The 16,707-nt window shown below is 71.4% G+C and carries 14 protein-coding genes; 10 read left to right on the top strand and 4 right to left on the bottom strand.

Annotation, left to right across the window (positions count from 1 at the left end; all coding sequences use genetic code 11):
• Positions 1-40: 40 nt before the first annotated feature.
• From ACFXOA_RS06760 to ACFXOA_RS06750, 3 genes are all read left to right on the top strand, one after another.
• Positions 41-1,444, top strand: a complete 1,404-nt coding sequence (locus tag ACFXOA_RS06760; RefSeq protein WP_385023344.1) for a class II fumarate hydratase — start codon at positions 41-43, stop codon at positions 1,442-1,444.
• Between the two features lie 44 nt (positions 1,445-1,488).
• Positions 1,489-2,205, top strand: coding sequence for a DUF402 domain-containing protein (locus ACFXOA_RS06755; protein ID WP_385023342.1), 717 nt, complete (start codon positions 1,489-1,491; stop codon positions 2,203-2,205).
• Between the two features lie 399 nt (positions 2,206-2,604).
• Complete coding sequence (locus ACFXOA_RS06750) at positions 2,605-4,515, top strand: SpoIIE family protein phosphatase (protein WP_385023340.1); 1,911 nt, start codon at positions 2,605-2,607, stop codon at positions 4,513-4,515.
• A 160-nt stretch (positions 4,516-4,675) separates the two neighbouring features.
• Here ACFXOA_RS06750 and ACFXOA_RS06745 read toward each other — a convergent pair whose 3' ends face one another.
• Entirely contained in the window at positions 4,676-6,874 is a 2,199-nt protein-coding gene (locus tag ACFXOA_RS06745; protein WP_385023338.1) for a transglycosylase domain-containing protein, read from the bottom strand.
• A gap of 224 nt (positions 6,875-7,098) precedes the next feature.
• Here ACFXOA_RS06745 and ACFXOA_RS06740 point away from each other — a divergent pair, with 224 nt between their 5' ends.
• From ACFXOA_RS06740 to ACFXOA_RS06720, 5 genes are all read left to right on the top strand, one after another.
• Positions 7,099-8,070 (top strand): SPFH domain-containing protein, encoded by a 972-nt coding sequence (locus ACFXOA_RS06740; RefSeq protein ID WP_385023336.1) that lies wholly within the window; start codon positions 7,099-7,101, stop codon positions 8,068-8,070.
• Between the two features lie 62 nt (positions 8,071-8,132).
• The gene (locus ACFXOA_RS06735) at positions 8,133-8,351 is read left to right on the top strand and encodes a hypothetical protein (RefSeq protein WP_385023519.1); all 219 of its coding nucleotides are present in this window, start codon (positions 8,133-8,135) and stop codon (positions 8,349-8,351) included.
• Between the two features lie 103 nt (positions 8,352-8,454).
• Positions 8,455-8,979, top strand: coding sequence for a PadR family transcriptional regulator (locus tag ACFXOA_RS06730; protein ID WP_385023334.1), 525 nt, complete (start codon positions 8,455-8,457; stop codon positions 8,977-8,979).
• On the top strand, positions 8,976-9,662 hold the full coding sequence (locus ACFXOA_RS06725) for an ABC transporter ATP-binding protein (protein WP_385023332.1): 687 nt from the start codon (positions 8,976-8,978) through the stop codon (positions 9,660-9,662). The genes ACFXOA_RS06730 and ACFXOA_RS06725 overlap by 4 nt, the downstream gene beginning before the upstream one ends.
• Complete coding sequence (locus ACFXOA_RS06720; protein WP_385023330.1) at positions 9,659-11,995, top strand: ABC transporter permease; 2,337 nt, start codon at positions 9,659-9,661, stop codon at positions 11,993-11,995. The genes ACFXOA_RS06725 and ACFXOA_RS06720 overlap by 4 nt, the downstream gene beginning before the upstream one ends.
• A 30-nt stretch (positions 11,996-12,025) precedes the next feature.
• On the opposite strand, the gene ACFXOA_RS06715 is transcribed toward ACFXOA_RS06720, so the two are convergent.
• Entirely contained in the window at positions 12,026-12,985 is a 960-nt protein-coding gene (locus ACFXOA_RS06715; protein ID WP_385023328.1) for a LysR substrate-binding domain-containing protein, read from the bottom strand.
• A gap of 132 nt (positions 12,986-13,117) precedes the next feature.
• On the opposite strand from ACFXOA_RS06715, the gene ACFXOA_RS06710 reads away from it, so the two are divergent.
• On the top strand, positions 13,118-13,672 hold the full coding sequence (locus ACFXOA_RS06710; RefSeq protein ID WP_385023326.1) for a peroxiredoxin: 555 nt from the start codon (positions 13,118-13,120) through the stop codon (positions 13,670-13,672).
• Positions 13,673-13,683: 11 nt separating this feature from the next.
• Complete coding sequence (locus tag ACFXOA_RS06705) at positions 13,684-14,217, top strand: alkyl hydroperoxide reductase (RefSeq protein WP_073964208.1); 534 nt, start codon at positions 13,684-13,686, stop codon at positions 14,215-14,217.
• Between the two features lie 83 nt (positions 14,218-14,300).
• Here ACFXOA_RS06705 and ACFXOA_RS06700 read toward each other — a convergent pair whose 3' ends face one another.
• Together ACFXOA_RS06700 and ACFXOA_RS06695 are read right to left on the bottom strand one after the other, a co-directional pair.
• Positions 14,301-15,695, bottom strand: coding sequence for an AI-2E family transporter (locus ACFXOA_RS06700; RefSeq protein WP_385023324.1), 1,395 nt, complete (start codon positions 15,693-15,695; stop codon positions 14,301-14,303).
• A 129-nt stretch (positions 15,696-15,824) separates the two neighbouring features.
• Positions 15,825-16,535, bottom strand: coding sequence for a lytic transglycosylase domain-containing protein (locus tag ACFXOA_RS06695; RefSeq protein WP_385023322.1), 711 nt, complete (start codon positions 16,533-16,535; stop codon positions 15,825-15,827).
• Positions 16,536-16,707 lie beyond the last annotated feature (172 nt).

Raw genomic sequence — 16,707 nt, 5'->3', positions numbered from 1 at the left:
AACAGCGCACGTGCTCACCGCATCAGGAGGTCTGAACACCATGGACGAAACCGCCGACGGAACGACGTACCGCGTCGAGCACGACTCGATGGGCGAGGTGAAGGTCCCCGCGCACGCGAAGTGGCGTGCCCAGACGCAGCGCGCGGTGGAGAACTTCCCGGTCTCGGGGCAGCGGCTGGAGCGGGCGCACATCGAGGCGCTGGCCCGGATCAAGGCCGCCGCGGCGAAGGTCAACGCCGAACTGGAGGTGCTGGATCCGGACATCGCCGACGCGATCCAGGAGGCGGCGGGCGAGGTGGCGGCCGGGCGCTGGGACGACCACTTCCCCGTCGACGTGTTCCAGACGGGCTCCGGCACGTCGTCCAACATGAACACCAACGAGGTGGTGGCCACGCTGGCCGCCGAGCGGCTGGGCCGGGAGGTCCATCCCAACGACCACGTCAACGCCTCCCAGTCGTCGAACGACGTGTTCCCCTCGTCGATCCACATCGCCGCCACGGCGGCCGTCACCGCCGACCTGATCCCCGCGCTCGAACATCTGGCGACGGCTCTGGAGCGGAAATCGGCCGAATTCGCGGACGTGGTGAAGTCGGGCCGTACCCACCTGATGGACGCCACGCCGGTGACCCTGGGCCAGGAGTTCGGGGGCTACGCGGCCCAGATCCGCAACGGTGTCGAGCGGCTGCGCTCCTCGCTCCCGCGTCTCGCCGAACTGCCCCTGGGCGGCACGGCGGTGGGGACCGGGATCAACACGCCGCCCGGCTTCCCGGCGGCGGTGATCGCGGAGGTGGCACGTACGACGGGCCTCCCGCTGACCGAGGCGCGGAACCACTTCGAGGCGCAGGGGGCCAGGGACGGGCTCGTCGAGGCGTCGGGCCAGCTCCGTACCGTGGCGGTCTCACTCACCAAGATCTCCAACGACCTGCGCTGGATGGCGTCCGGGCCCCGCACCGGACTGGCCGAGATCAGTCTGCCCGACCTGCAGCCCGGGTCGTCGATCATGCCGGGCAAGGTCAACCCGGTCGTCCCCGAGGCCGTGCTGATGGTCGCCGCGCAGGTCACGGGCAACGACGCCACGGTCGCCGCCGCCGGAGCGGCCGGCAACTTCGAGCTGAACGTGATGCTCCCGGTCATCGCGAAGAACCTCCTCGAATCGGTGCGGCTGCTCGCCAACGCCTCCCGGCTGCTCGCGGACCGCACCGTCGACGGCATCACGGCCGACGTGGAGCGCGCCCGGCGCTACGCGGAGTCCTCGCCCTCGGTCGTGACCCCGCTGAACAAGTACATCGGCTACGAGGAGGCGGCGAAGGTGGCCAAGAAGTCCCTTGCCGAAGGGACGACGATCAGGGAGACGGTCCTGGCCGGCGGATACGTCGAGCGGGGCGAGCTGACTCGGGAGCAGCTGGACGAGGCCCTGGACGTGCTGCGCATGACCCGTCCGTGAGGAATGGATCACCGCGCCCCCGCCGGCGTCTCTAAGATCTCTTCATGACAGCGACGGACGCGGGTACGGGAGCAGGCACCGGGGCGGGTGCGGGGGACGGTGCGCGATGGGCGCCCGGTGACCGGATTCTGTGGCGCTACCGGGCCAACGAGCGGTCCGCCGACGGCGGGCACGCGGTGCACATCTGCCGGCCCGTCACAGTCGTCCAGGACACCGAGGAACTGCTGGCGGTGTGGATGGCGTCCGGCACCGAGTGCGTGCGACCGGTGCTGGCCGACGGGACGCAGGTGCACGCCGAGCCGCTCGCCACCCGCTACACCCGCCCCCGGACGACGGTGCGCTCGCGGTGGTTCGGCTCGGGTGTGCTGAAGCTGGCCCGGCCGGGGGATCCCTGGTCGGTGTGGCTGTTCTGGGACCGGGGCTGGCTCTTCCGCAACTGGTACGTCAACCTCGAGGAGCCCCACTCACGCTGGGAGGGGGGCGTCGACTCGCAGGACCACTTCCTGGACATCTCCGTGCGCCCCGACCACAGCTGGGAGTGGCTGGACGAGGACGAGTTCGCCCAGGCCCAGCGGGTCGGGCTGATGGACGCCGCCACCGCGCGGCGGGTACGTGAGGCGGGTCTGGCCGCGGTCGAGGTGATCCAGCGCTGGGGCCCGCCCTTCAGCGACGGCTGGGAGCACTGGCGGCCGGACTCCGGCTGGCAGGTACCGCCGCTGCCGGATGACTGGGACCGCACCCCCGCCCGCACGCCGTCGTGAGACCCTTGTCGCACCCCAGGGGGGTAAACGTAGGATCACCCCCGTTGAACCGCTCCACCGGACCGCTGCGTCACAACCGACGTATCCGGCCAAGGGTCTGACCGACAGTCACCACACGCACCGCACACGTCACACGGCTCGCGGGCCGGCGGGTGTGCGGCCGCCCGGACCACTACGAGAACCACGACGAGGGGGTGGAGACATGTTCGCCGTCCGCTGCCCGGCCGCGGCAAGACCCGGTACGGGCCCTTCGGGTGGCCGTACGGTTTCGGCCCCTTCCCCGGGGGCATCCGGTGACAGCCGTTGTTCTCACCGCTCTCGCCGGGGCACAGTGGCGCGACGCCCCGAGGTGACTGCGCCCGCCTCATACAACCGGCCCGGACGGACGGAATCCCACGCGTGACGGAGCATCCCACCTCCCACGAAGGCCGGCAGCCGCTCGCCGCCCGGCCGCAGGAACGCGCCCGGCCGCGGCAGCCGGAGGCGGCTCCCGCCGCCACCGCCGCCATCCCCGGCCCTTCCCCCGTCCCGGGCGCACTGCCCGCCCCGGCGCCCGCCGCCGAGGCCGGCCAGCCCGTGGTGGACACCCAGACGGTCACCCGCGAGGGTGACCGGCTGCGCTTCGTCGGCGCGGCCACCCGCCGTATCGCGCGGGGCATGGACCTGGACGAGATCGTCCTGGGCCTGTGCCGGGCGAGCGTGCCCACGTTCTCCGACGCCATACTCGTCTACCTCCGCGATCCGCTTCCGGTGGGTGACGAGCGGCCGGTCTCGCCCTTCGTCCTGAGGCTGCGGCGCACCGACCGGCTGAGGACGGCCGACGAGGAGAGCGAGAGCGGGCCGGAGGGCGAGCGGCTGCGGCTGCCCGTCAGCGATCCGCAGGCCGGGCTGCTGCCGGCCGCCGAGCTGTGCGAGGTCGTGTCGGGCGGTGCGCTGGCCGAGGTGCTGCGCGGGGTGCGCCCGGTCTTCGGCGACGCGGCCGCGGCCCGCGTCGCGCTGCCCGAACTGCTCGGAGCGGGCCGTACGGTGCCGAGCGGGCACCGTGCGATCCTGGCGCCGCTGCGCGGCCGCCGCAGGGTGATCGGCGCGGCCGTCTTCCTGCGGGGCCCCGAAAGGCCGCCGTTCGAGGCCGACGACCTCCTGGTGGCGGCCCAGCTGGCCACCCACACCGCGCTCGGCATCGACAAGGCCGTGCTGTACGGCCGCGAGGCGTACATCGCCGACGAGCTCCAGCGCACGATGCTGCCCGACTCGCTGCCGCAGCCCACGGGTGTACGCCTGGCCTCGCGCTACCTTCCCGCCGCCGAGACCGCCCGGGTCGGCGGTGACTGGTACGACGCGATCCCGCTGCCCGGCAGCCGGGTCGCCCTGGTCGTCGGGGACGTGATGGGGCACTCCATGACCTCCGCCGCGATCATGGGCCAGCTGCGCACCACCGCCCAGACACTGGCCGGCCTCGACCTGCCGCCGCAGGAGGTCCTGCACCACCTGGACGAGCAGGCGCAGCGGCTCGGCAGCGACCGCATGGCGACCTGCCTGTACGCGGTGTACGACCCGGTCGCGCACCGCATCACCGTCGCGAACGCCGGCCATCCGCCACCGGTGCTGCTCCACCTCGGCGGCCGGGCCGAGGTGCTCCGGGTGCCGCCGGGCGCTCCGATCGGTGTGGGCGGGGTGGACTTCGAGGCCGTCGAGCTGGACGCGCCGGCCGGGGCGACGCTCCTGCTGTACACCGACGGCCTGGTGGAGTCCCGGATGCGGGACGTCTGGACGGGCATCGAGATCCTGCGGGAGCGGCTCGCCGCCACCGCCCAGCTGACCGGTCCGGATCACTCGCCGCCGCTGGAAGCGCTCTGCGACGACGTGCTGGACATGCTCGGCCCGGGCGACCGTGACGACGACATCGCCCTGCTCGCGGCGCGCTTCGACGGGATCGCGCCGAGTGACGTCGCGTACTGGTTCCTCGAACCTGAGGACGCCGCTCCGGGACGGGCCCGCAGGCTGGCGCGCAGGGCGCTGAGCCGGTGGGGGCTGGACGGTCTCTCGGAGGAGGTCGAGCTGCTGGTCAGCGAGGTGGTGACCAACGCGGTGCGCTACGCGGAGCGGCCGGTGACCCTGCGGCTGCTGCGTACGGACACCCTGCGCTGCGAGGTCGGTGACGACTCCCCGCAGCTGCCGAGGCAGCGGCGGGCGCGGGAGACCGACGAGGGCGGACGAGGGCTGTTCCTGGTCAACCGGCTGGCCCGCCGGTGGGGCGCCACCCGGCTGTCGACGGGCAAGGTGGTCTGGTTCGAGATGGCCACGCCCTGAGGGCCCTCGCCGAGGGCCTCGCCGAGGGCCCTCGCGCATCGACCGGCGGGACAGCGCCGGCGGGCCTTCGGACGGTGCGGTGCCTGACACGGTCGAGGGCGGGTACCGGCCGGTACCCGCCCTCGGCCGTGGTGACCGCCCCGTGGTCACCGACGCGTGTTCACTGCCCGGGTGCCGTGTCCCCGCCGGGCCATCCGGGGAGCTGCTCGCCGTCCCCGGGCTCCTGAGTGGTGCCGGGCGTCCCGCTCGGGGTCGTCGAGGGGGTCTCGGTCGGCGTCTGCGACGGGGTCTCGCCGGGCGTCTCGCTGGGCGACTCGGAGGGCTCCTCCGGCTCCTCGGACGGGGTCTCGGACGGCTCCTCCGTCTCGGACGGGGTGGCCGAGGGGGACTCGGTCACCGGGGTCTCGCCGCGTTCCACGCCCTGGAGGTCGAAGGTGGCGTCCGAACCGCCGCCGAGCGCGCCGAGGGTGTAGTCCGCCCAGATCTTCGCGGGGAACCCGCCGCCGTTGGCACGGCCGGAGCTGGCCGTGCCGGTGAGGCTGACCTGGCCGCCGCCCTCCTTGGGTGACTCCCCGTACAGGGCCACGGCGGTGGCGAGCTCCGGGGTGTAGCCGGTGAAGAGGGCGGCCTTGTTGTTCTCCGACGTGCCCGTCTTGCCCGCGGCGTCGTAGGCCGAGGTGTTCGCCTCGTGGCCCGAGCCGTTGTCGACGACGCCGGTCATGGCCTTGGTCACGGTGTCGGCGGAGGCCCGGCTGATCACCTGGCCGCCGATGCCGTCGACGGGCTCCATGGTGCGGTCCCGGTGCTCGGCGGACTTCACGATGGTCGGGGTGACCTTCTTGCCGTGGTTGTCGAGGGTGGCGTACACCCCGGCCATGTCCCACGTCGACGCGTTCATGGTGCCGAGGGTGATCGCGGGGCGCTCGGGGAAGTTCAGGTCGGGCACGCCCAGGCCGAGGGCGGTCTTCTTCACCTCGGCGGGGCCGACGTCGACGACCATCTGCGCGAAGACGGAGTTGATCGACTTGTTCATCGCCGTCTGGACGGTCGGGCTGTCGTAGCTGCGGTCGTCCTCGTTCTGCGGGGCGAACGGGGTGTCGCTGCCGACGACCGGGCGCCTGCTGGTGCCGTCGTAGACGGTGTTCAGGCCGATCAGGTCGCCGTTCTGGGTCGTCGACTCGTTCTCCAGGGCGGAGGCCAGGACCAGCGGCTTGAAGGTGGAGGCGGGCTGGTAGTCGCGGCGGGTCGCGTTGGATATGTAGTGCTCGGTGGCACCGACACCGCCGTACAGCGCGACGACCTTGCCCGTCCTCGGGTCCACCGAGGTGGCGCCGGCCTGGACGGTCGCGTCGACCTTGTTGCCCTTCCGGTCGAGGTGGTCCTCCAGTTGGCGGTTCACCGACTTCTCGAGCTGCTTCTGCTTCTTCCTGTCGATGTTGAGGGTGATCGTCCAGCCGCCGGCCTCACGCTGCTCCTCGGTGATGCCCTGGCGCGCCATCTCCTGGTTGGCGGCCTCGACGAGGTAGCCGGCCTGGCCGTCAAGGCCGGGTGTGCCCTTGGGGGCGTCCGGCACGGGGAAGGTCAGCTTGTCCCGCTCGGCCTTGTCCAGCCAGCCCTCCTCGACCATGTTGTCCAGGGTGTACGCCCAGCGCGCCTTGACCAGCTTCTTGCCGGTGGGTGAGGCGTACGCCCAGTCGTACTGGCTGGGGGCCTGGAGCAGGGACGCGAGGTAGGCGCCCTGGGCGGTGTCGAGGTCCTTGGCGTCGACGCCGTAGTAGGCCTGCGCCGCCGCCTGGATGCCGCTGGCGCCCCGGCCGTAGTAGACGGTGTTCAGGTACCCGGCGAGGATGTCGTCCTTCTCCATGCGCTGGTCGACCTTGAGCGAGATCACCAGCTCCTTGAGCTTGCGGGTGACCGTCTGGTCCTGCGTGAGGTAGTAGTTCTTCACGTACTGCTGGGTGATGGTGGAGCCACCCTGCTTGCCCTTGCCGGACAGCGTGTTGAACAGACCGCGGGTGGTGCCCTTGAGGTCGACGCCCCTGTCCCGGTAGAAGGACTTGTTCTCGGCGGCGACGAAGGCGTGCTGGACCTTCTTGGGCACGACGTCGATGTCGACGATCTCCCGGTTGACGCCGGAGCCGGTGCGGGCCAGGACACTGCCGTCGCTGTACTTGTAGACGTTGCTCTGCTTCTCGGCCTGGGCGTTGGCCTCGGGCACGTCCACGAAGGCGTAGAGCGCCGCGAAGGCACCCAGTACGAGCAGGCAGAGCCCGAAGAACGTCCCCAGCATCTTCCGCCAGGTGAAGAGCCGGCGTATGCCACCACTCCTGGCGGCCCGGCGTACATCCGCTCGACCCATCGCTCCGGTGCTCCTGTTCTGCTGCTCGTTACCGCTCCGGTCAGACCTGCCAGCTAACACCGAAGGCCCGGACAAATGGCAGCCGATCCAGCCTTTTCCGGACGTGAGAATCAGCACCCGGTTCTGAAGGAACCGACTCGCGGGGGATGCGCAAGGTTGCGAGAAGCATTAATGTGTAATCACATTGATAGCGCGGTGAACACGCCGCACGAGACGGGGGACCCATGTCTGCTCCACACGGCCTTCCCGGCGCCGACGACGCGGCCGCCGACCTGACACCGGACGCGCCCGAGATGCCGTCCCCGCAGGTCAGAGAAGTCACCGCCCATTCCATCCCCGGCGGCCTCGGCCTCCTGCTGACCATCCTGGGGGTGCTCCTCGGCGTGGGCCTGGCCATCGTCGGCGGCGTCCTCGCCTCCGGCGGACACAACGGCGCCGGTGTTCCGCTCGTCGTCCTCGGAGTCCTCCTCGCCATCGCCTCGCTCTTCTGCATGAGCGGTGTGAAGATGGTCGCTCCGGGGGAGGCCCGCGTGATCCAGCTCTTCGGCCGTTACGTCGGGACGATCCGCGCGGACGGCCTGCGGTGGATCAACCCGCTGACCTCCAGCCGGAAGATCTCCACCAGGGTCCGCAACCACGAGACGGCCGTCCTGAAGGTCAACGACGCCTACGGCAACCCGATCGAGCTGGCGGCGATCGTCGTCTGGAAGGTCGAGGACACCGCCCAGGCCCTCTTCGAGGTCGACGACTTCCTGGAGTTCGTCGCCACCCAGACCGAGGCCGCGGTCCGGCACATCGCGATCGAGTACCCGTACGACGCCCACGACGAGGGCGGACTCTCGCTGCGCGGCAACGCCGAGGAGATCACCGAGAAGCTCGCCGCCGAGCTGACCGCGCGGGTGCAGGCGGCCGGCGTGCGCATCATCGAGTCCCGCTTCAGCCACCTCGCCTACGCCCCCGAGATCGCCTCGGCGATGCTCCAGCGCCAGCAGGCGGGCGCCGTGGTCGCGGCCCGTCAGCAGATCGTCGAGGGCGCGGTGGGCATGGTCGAGATGGCCCTGACCCGGATCGCCGAGCAGGACATCGTCGAGCTGGACTCCGAGCGCAAGGCGGCCATGGTCAGCAACCTGATGGTGGTGCTGTGCGGTGACCGCGCGGCGCAGCCGGTCCTGAACACGGGCACGCTCTACCAGTGACCGAGGACGACGCGACCCCTCCCGCCGACGGGGCTCCCCGGCGGCGGGCGGCCCGCAAGCAGATGCTGCTGCGGCTGGACCCCGCGGTGCACGACGCGCTGGCCCGGTGGGCCTCGGACGAGCTGCGCAGCGCCAACGCGCAGATCGAGTTCCTGCTGCGTCGCGCCCTGGCGGAGGCGGGGCGGCTGCCCGGCGGGGCGGGTCCGATCCCCCGCCGGGGCCGGCCCCCGAAGGAGCAGCCCCCGGGACCTCCGCAGGCCCCGCCGCCGCCCTCCGGCTGAATCCGGCCACCCGGTCCGGCCGGGCGGCCCTGCGGGCCGCGCCCGTCCAGCTGCGCCCACCGGCTATACACACCGGCTATACACACCATGTACAGTCCGGGGTATGTCAATCGGTCACACCCTCCTCGGGCTCCTGGAGTCCGGCCCCCGCCACGGCTACGACCTCAAGCGGGCCTTCGACGAGAAGTTCGGGCAGGATCGCCCCCTGCACTACGGCCAGGTCTACGCGACCATGTCCCGTCTGCTGAAGAACGGCCTCGTCGAGGTCGACGGCGTCGAGACGGACGGCGGCCCCGAGCGCAAGCGCTACGCCATCACCGAGGCCGGCGTCACGGATGTCTCCGCCTGGCTCGCGCAGCCGGAGAAGCCCGAGCCGTACCTCCAGTCGACCCTGTACACGAAGGTCGTCCTCGCCCTGCTCACCGGCCGCAGCGCCGCCGACCTGCTGGACGCCCAGCGGTCCGAGCACCTGCGCCTGATGCGCGTCCTCACCGAGCGCAAGCGCAAGGGCGACCTCGCCGACCAGCTGATCTGCGACCACGCCCTCTTCCACCTCGAAGCCGACCTCCGGTGGCTGGAACTGACCGCCGCGCGCCTGGGCAAGCTCGCCGAGGTGATCGTCCCGTGATACCCGCAGGCTCCCTGCTCAGCGCCCGGTCGCTCCACAAGACCTACGGTGCGACCCCCGCTCTCGACGACGCCTCGTTCTCCGTGCACCCCGGTGAGGTGGTGGCCGTCATGGGCCCCTCCGGCTCGGGCAAGTCCACCCTCCTGCACTGCCTCGCCGGGATCGTCACCCCCGACTCCGGCACCGTGACCTACGCGGGGCAGGAACTGTCCACCCTGTCCGACGCCCGGCGCAGCGCCCTGCGGCGCAGCGATTTCGGCTTCGTCTTCCAGTTCGGCCGGCTCGTCCCCGAACTGACCTGCCTGGAGAACGTAGCCCTGCCGCTGCGCCTCAACGGCGTCAAGCGCGCCCGGGCCGAGAGCACGGCACGGGAGTGGATGGAGCGCCTGGAGGTCGAGGACCTCCGCGCCAAGCGCCCCGGCGAGGTGTCCGGCGGACAGGGACAGCGCGTCGCCGTGGCCCGCGCCCTGGCCACCTCCCCCAAGGTGGTCTTCGCGGACGAGCCGACCGGGGCACTCGACTCCCTCAACGGTGAGCGGGTCATGGAACTGCTCACCGACTCCGCGCGGACCTCCGGCACGGCCGTGGTGCTCGTGACGCACGAGGCGCGCGTCGCCGCGTACTCGGACCGCGACGTCGTCGTCCGCGACGGCCGCTGCCGCGACATGGAGTACGCCTCATGACGTGGCTGCGCGATCTCGGCCTCGGCATGCGCTTCGCCGTCTCCGGCGGCCGCGAGGGCTGGGCGCGGACCGTGCTCACCGCCGTGGGCGTCGGGCTGGGGGTGGCGATGCTGCTGGTGGCCTCGTCGGTGCCCCATCTGCTGGACCAGCGCGCGGAGCGCTCCCAGGCACGCCAGGAGATGGCGGGTTCACTCGACGAGGAGGTGCCCGAGTCCGACTCCACGGTCCTCCGGGTGAGCGCGGCGACGGAGTACCGCAGCCACAGCGTCGAGGGCTTCCTGATGCGGGCGGAGGGGTCGCATCCGGTCCTGCCCCCGGGGGTCCGGCGCTTCCCCGCCCCGGGTGAGATGGCGGCCTCGCCCGCCCTGGAGAAACTGCTGGCCTCCCCCGAGGGCGCCCTCCTCAAGGAGCGGCTGCCGTACCCGGTCACGGCGACGATCGGGGACGCCGGGCTGCTCTCGCCCGACGAGCTGTACTTCTACGTGGGCAGCGACTCCCTGACCGAGGCCACCGGCGGGTACCGGGTGGAGGGCTACGGCGACGACACGCCGGGCGCGCCTCTGGCCCCTCTCCTCGTCGTGCTGGTCGTCATGATCTGCGTGGTGCTGCTGGCGCCCGTCGCGATCTTCATCGCCACGGCGGTGCGGTTCGGCGGCGACGGGCGGGACCGCCGGCTCGCCGCCCTCCGTCTCGTCGGCACCGACATCCCGACGACCCGGCGGATCGCGGCCGGCGAGGCGCTGTTCGGCTCCCTGCTCGGTCTGCTGGCGGGCGTGGCGCTCTTCCTGGTGGGCCGGCGGTTCGTCGGCCACGTCGAGGTGTGGGACTACAGCGCCTTCCCCTCCGACATGAGGCCCGCCCCGCTGACGGCCGCGCTGATCGCCGTGGCGGTGCCCCTGTCGGCCGTCCTGGTGACGCTGGTCGCCATGCGCGCGGTGGCCGTGGAACCGCTCGGCGTCACCCGCGAGGCGTCCAGCCGCCGACGACGCCTGTGGTGGCGGCTGCCGGTGCCGCTGCTGGGCTTCGCCGTCCTGGCCCTGACCGGCCGGGTCGGCGTGCTCGGGGCGGCCGACCCGCTGCCGGTCGCGGCCGGCGCGATCCTGGTCCTGCTCGGGCTGGCCCTGCTGCTGCCCTGGCTCGTCGAGGCCGTCGTGAAGCGGCTGCACGGAGGCCCGCTGCCCTGGCAGCTGGCGATCCGACGGCTCCAGCTGTCCAGCGCGGCGGCGTCCCGGGCCGTCAGCGGCATCACCGTGGCGGTCGCCGGGGCCGTGGCCCTGCAGATGCTGTTCGCCGCGGTCGGCGACGAGTTCTCGACGCGGACGGGCCAGGACCCCGCACGCGCCCGGTTCCACACCTTCTCGGAGAAGGTCAGCGGCGACGCCGCCACCCGGACCATCGAGGAGTTCCGGTCCACCCGGGGCGTGGAGCGCGTCATCGGCACGGTCGAGACGTACGTGACCACGCCGAAGGCCCACCCGGACGACGAGGCCGCCGCCACCAGTTCGCTCAGCATCGGCGACTGCGCCACGCTGAAGGAGCTGGCCGCGATCGGCTCCTGCAAGGAGGGCGACGTGTTCGTCGTCCACCCGCGCGGTGACAAGGAGCTGAGCGACTGGGTCGACGAGACGGCCCGCAAGGGCAAGGAGATCGAACTCAACGCTGACCTGGGCACGACTCCCGGCGCGCGGTCGGTGCGCTGGACCCTCCCGGCGGACGCCCGGACCGTCACCTCCACACCCGACCCGCTCGGCCTCGACAACTCGGGCATCATGGCGACGGTCGGGGCCATCGACCCGCGCATCCTCCCCAACGCGCACACGGTCGCCCTGATCAAGGTCGACGAGAGCGTCCCCGACGTCGACGAGTACGTGCGCAACACCGCGGCCCGGATCGACCCGGGTATGCGGGTCGCCACCCTGACCTCGGCGACCCGCGACCGCCAGTACGAGAGCGTGCAGACGGGCCTGCGCATCGGCGCGGTGGTGACGCTGCTGCTGATCGCCGCGTCGATGCTGGTCTCCCAGCTCGCCCAGCTCCGCGAGCGCAAGCGGCTGCTGTCGGTCCTGGTGGCCTTCGGCACCAGGCGCGTCACCATCGGCTGGTCGGTGTTCTGGCAGACCGCGCTGCCGGTGGCCGTCGGGCTGGTGGCCGCGACGGTCGGCGGCATCGGTCTCGGCGCCGTCATGACGTGGATGCTGGACAAGACGGTGACCCGGTGGGACGCGTTCGTTCCGCTGGCGGGCGCGGGCGGAGCCCTCGTGGTGGCCGTGACCCTGCTGTCGATGCCGCTGCTGTGGCGTGCGATGCGCCCGGACGGGCTGCGCGCGGAGTGAGGACCGGGAGGGGTGGGCACCCCGTCGTGCTCACCCCTCCGCGTGCACCCGTACCGGCAGGGTGCTCAGCGCACCGCGCAGCGCGGACGCGAGCTCCTCGAACTCCTCGTGGCGCGCGGAGCCCGTCCGTACGGCGAGCGCGATCCGGCGCGAGGGCGCCGGGTCCGTGAAGTACCCCGTCGACAGTGCCTCGTCGCGGCCGGTCTCCACGGCGACCGCCGTACGCGGCAGCAGGGTCACCCCGAGTCCGCCGGCGACGAGCTGCACCAGGGTGGAGAGCCCGGCGGCGGTCGTCGTCACCGCGCTCCGCTGGGTGCGGCCCGCCTCCCGGCAGATGTCCAGCGCCTGGTCACGCAGGCAGTGCCCCTCGTCGAGCAGCAGCAGCGGGAGGTCGCGGAGCGCCTCGCGCGGCAGCCCCGTGCTCCCCGCGAGCGGGTGCTCCCTGTCGGTGACGAGCACGAAGTCCTCGTCGAACAGCGCGAGCTCCGTGACACCGGGGACGCCGAGCGGCACGGCGAGCAGCAGCAGGTCCAGCCGCCCGGCGGACAGTCCGTCCAGGAGCGAGGAGGTCTGCTCCTCGTGCACCTGGAGCTCCAGGTGCGGGTAGCGCTCGTGGACGAGCCGGAGGACGGACGGCAGGAGGTAGGGGGCCACCGTGGGGATCACGCCGAGCCGGAGGGTCCCGGTGAACGGGGCGCGTACCGCCTCGGCCTCGTCCATCAGCTCACCGAGCGCCTCCAGCACGGCCCGGCTGCGGACCGCGAGCCGTTCCCCGGCGGGTGAGAGCAGCACCTTGCGCGTCGTACGCTCGATCAGCTGGACACCGAGTGCCACCTCCAGGGCGGAGACGGCTCCGGAGAGTGCCGGCTGACTCATCCCGATTGCCGCCGCGGCGTCCCGGAAGTGCAGATGCTCCGCCACGGCCGCGAAGGCGCGCAGCTGCGAGAGACTGGGCTGCTTGACCCTGTTCGCCTGATTTACGTACGCCACTGATAGGCACCTCCGATCATCCCGGACGAGTGTAGCTATTTCCGTGATCAATGCACTCTGTGCCAGGGTGAGGGCAGTCCAACCCCCAGGAACGCCCCCAAAAAGGGATTTCCTATGCAACAAGGAGTGCGCGTGCTCACTGTCGGTGACAAGTTCCCCGAGTTCGACCTGACCGCCTGCGTGTCGCTGGAGAGCGGCAAGGAGTTCGAGCAGATCAACCACAAGACCTACGAGGGTCAGTGGAAGATCGTCTTCGCGTGGCCGAAGGACTTCACCTTCGTGTGCCCCACCGAGATCGCCGCCTTCGGCAAGCTGAACGAGGAGTTCGCCGACCGCGACGCGCAGATCCTCGGCTTCTCCGGTGACTCCGAGTTCGTGCACCACGCCTGGCGCAAGGACCACCCGGACCTGACCGACCTGCCGTTCCCGATGATGGCCGACTCGAAGCACGAGCTCATGCGTGACCTCGGCATCGAGGGCGAGGACGGGTTCGCCCAGCGCGCCGTCTTCATCGTCGACCAGAACAACGAGATCCAGTTCACGATGGTGACCGCCGGTTCCGTGGGCCGTAACCCCAAGGAGGTCCTGCGGGTCCTCGACGCCCTGCAGACGGACGAGCTCTGCCCGTGCAACTGGACCAAGGGCGAGAACACCCTCGACCCGGTCGCCCTCCTCTCCGGCGAGTGAGCTGATACGACATGGCACTCGATGAACTCAAGTCCGCCATACCGGACTTCGCCAAGGACCTGAAGCTGAACCTCGGTTCGGTCATCGGCAACAGCGAGCTCCCGCAGCAGCAGCTGTGGGGCACCGTCCTGGCCTGCGCGATCGCCTCCCGCTCGCCGAAGGTGCTGCGCGAGCTGGAGCCGGAGGCCAAGGCCAACCTCTCCGCCGAGGCGTACACCGCGGCGAAGTCGGCCGCGGCGATCATGGCGATGAACAACGTCTTCTACCGCACCCGGCACCTGCTGTCGGACCCCGAGTACGGAAACCTCCGTGCGGGCCTGCGGATGAACGTCATCGGCAAGCCGGGCGTGGAGAAGATCGACTTCGAGCTGTGGTCGCTCGCCGTCTCCGCGATCAACGGCTGCGGCCAGTGCCTCGACTCCCACGAGCAGGTGCTCCGCAAGGCCGGTGTCGACCGCGAGACGATCCAGGAGGCCGTCAAGATCGCTTCGGTGATCCAGGCGGTCGGCGTGACCCTCGACGCCGAGGCCGTGCTCGCCGAGTAGCGGACCGCAGTACCTTGTAGGGGAAGGGCCCCGCCGGCGACCGACCGCCGGCGGGGCCCTTCCCTTTCGTCATGCGTCTGCCGTCACTTCGCGGGGCCGGTGTCCGGATCCGCCGGTGCGCCGTCGGGGTCGGGTCCGGCGTCGGCCCGGTGCGGGACCGGCGGCTCAGCGGGTGCCACGGAGATGGCGGTAGCGCCGTGCGGCCCCGGGCCGTCGAAGTCGACCGCCTGATGGTGTCCGTACGAACGCAGATAGCCGACCACCGTGTTGGTCACGGCGACCAGCGGCACGGCGACGACCGCTCCGCCGATCCCGGCGACCATGCCGCCGGCGGCGACGGAGAGCACCACCGCGAGGGGGTGGACCCGTACGGCCCGGCCCAGGATGAACGGCTGCAGGATGTGGCCCTCGATCTGCTGCACGGCGAGCACGACGACCAGCACCATCAGCGCCGTGAACACGCCCTGGGTGACGAGCGCGACGACCACCGCGAGGGCTCCCGAGACCACGGCTCCGACCAGGGGGACGAAGGCGAAGAGGAAGATGAAGACGGCGAGCGGGACCGCCATCGGGACGTCGAGGAAGTAGATCCCGAGGCCGATGAAGATCGCGTCGATCAGCGCCACGATCACCGTGCCCCGCACATAGGCGGTCAGGGTCCGCCAGGCACGCGGTCCCGCGCCGGCGACGCCGGGCCGGGCCTGGGCGGGCACCAGTTTGAGCACCCACTGCCAGATGCGCTTGCCGTCGTAGAGCAGGAAGAGCGTGGAGAACATCGCCAGGAGCAGTCCGGTCAGGAACTCCACCAGCACCGTGACGCCCTGGAGGCCGGCCGAGGTGATCTCCTCGGTGTTGGTCCCGATGGTGTCGCTGAGGTTCTTGGCGATGTCGTTGATCTGCGACTCGGTGACGTGGAAGGGGCTGTCGAGCAGCCAGCGCTTCAGCTCGTCGATACCGTCGCGGACCCGGTCCGAGAGGGTGTCCAGATTGTCCATCACCTGCCAGACGACGAACCATCCGACCAGGCCCATGACGACGAAGCCGAGCACCGCCGTCACCGCGGTGGCCAGGCCGCGCGGCAGCCCGGCCCGCCGCAGCCGTACGACGGTCGGCTGGAGCATCGCGGTCACCAGCAGGGCCGCGACGAAGGCCAGGACGACCAGCTGCACGGCGCTGATGACCCGCATCAGCACCCAGAGCGTGCCGGCCAGGACCAGGAGCCGCCAGCCCGCCTCGGCCGCGACCCGCATGCCCCAGGGAACGGCGGTCACGGGATCGGGTCTGGCGGCGACGGCGGGGGCGTAGGCGGGAGGGCGCGGGACCCGCTCGGCGGCGACGGTGGAGAGCGTCGACGAGGACACACTCGCCGCGTCGGCCTCGGCACGGCGCTCGGACTCGGCGCGGCGCTCTTCCAGGCGCGCCCCGATCGTGGTGAGTTCTGCACCCAGGCGGCCTAGCCACCCCGGAAGTCTGGACATGGACCTTTCCTTCCCCCATCAGCTCCCCACACGCCCCCGGAACTGTCCGGACGACCGTACACGCGTGAAGCTCCGCACCGTAGGACGGTGCGGAGCTTCACGGAGTTGAGCGGGGAACCTCGCGGGGTTCTAGTACCAGTGGTTGGCCTGCCAGAACGACCAGGCGGCGCAGGGGCTGCCGTAGCGGTCGCTGTTCATGTAGCTGAGGCCCCACTTGATCTGGGTGGCCGGGTTGGTCTGCCAGTCGGCACCGGCGGACGCCATCTTGGAGCCGGGCAGCGCCTGGACGAGGCCGTAGGCACCGGAGGAGGCGTTCTGCGCCCTGTAGTTCCAGCCCGACTCGCGCGACACGATCTCGCTGAAGCACTGGAACTGGTCGGCCGGCATCATCTGACGGGCCATCGCCTGCACTTCGGCGACGCTGTAGGAGCCCTGCGCCGAGAACGAGGAGGCGTCGCGCACGGAGGACCGGCTCGCCGCGAGCTCGGCTTCCCTCTTCTTGGCGTCGCGCTCCGCCTTGGCCTTGGCCTCGGCGGACTTCTTCTTCGACTCGGCGTCCTTGGCGGCCTGGATGCGGGCCGTCTCCTCGGCGGACTTCTTGGCCGTCGCGTCGGCCGCGGACGCCTGGGCGTCGGCCTGCTGCGTCAGCGAAGCGGTCTGCACCTGGGCCTGACGGCCCGCGGGGATGTCTGCGAGCAGCGTGGTGTCGGCTGCGGCCGCCTCGAAGTTGTTGTCGTCCGCAGCGGGAGTGCTGCCCGACGCAACGCCTACGACGGCGCCTACGGTGGTGACCGCGGTGGCGGATGCCACTGCGAACCCCCGGACCGAGATCCGGCTCACACGGTGTCCTTCCAGCATCGCCCGCTTAGGTGACCTCGCGGGCGCAATCGTGCCCTTGACACTGGCCTCCCTACTGCATGGGTCACGGGAGGCACGGGCCCGGTGGGCGACTCCCCTTCGGGAGTGCCGCGTGGTACTCGCGGGCGGCATACGGACATCAGTTGTTGAGTTG

The sequence above is a fragment of the Streptomyces sp. NPDC059166 genome (assembly GCF_042755185.1).
Taxonomy (GTDB): Bacteria; Actinomycetota; Actinomycetes; order Streptomycetales; family Streptomycetaceae; genus Streptomyces.
The sequence above is the reverse complement of the archived record's forward strand: the minus strand, read 5'-3'. Positions and strand labels throughout refer to the sequence as shown.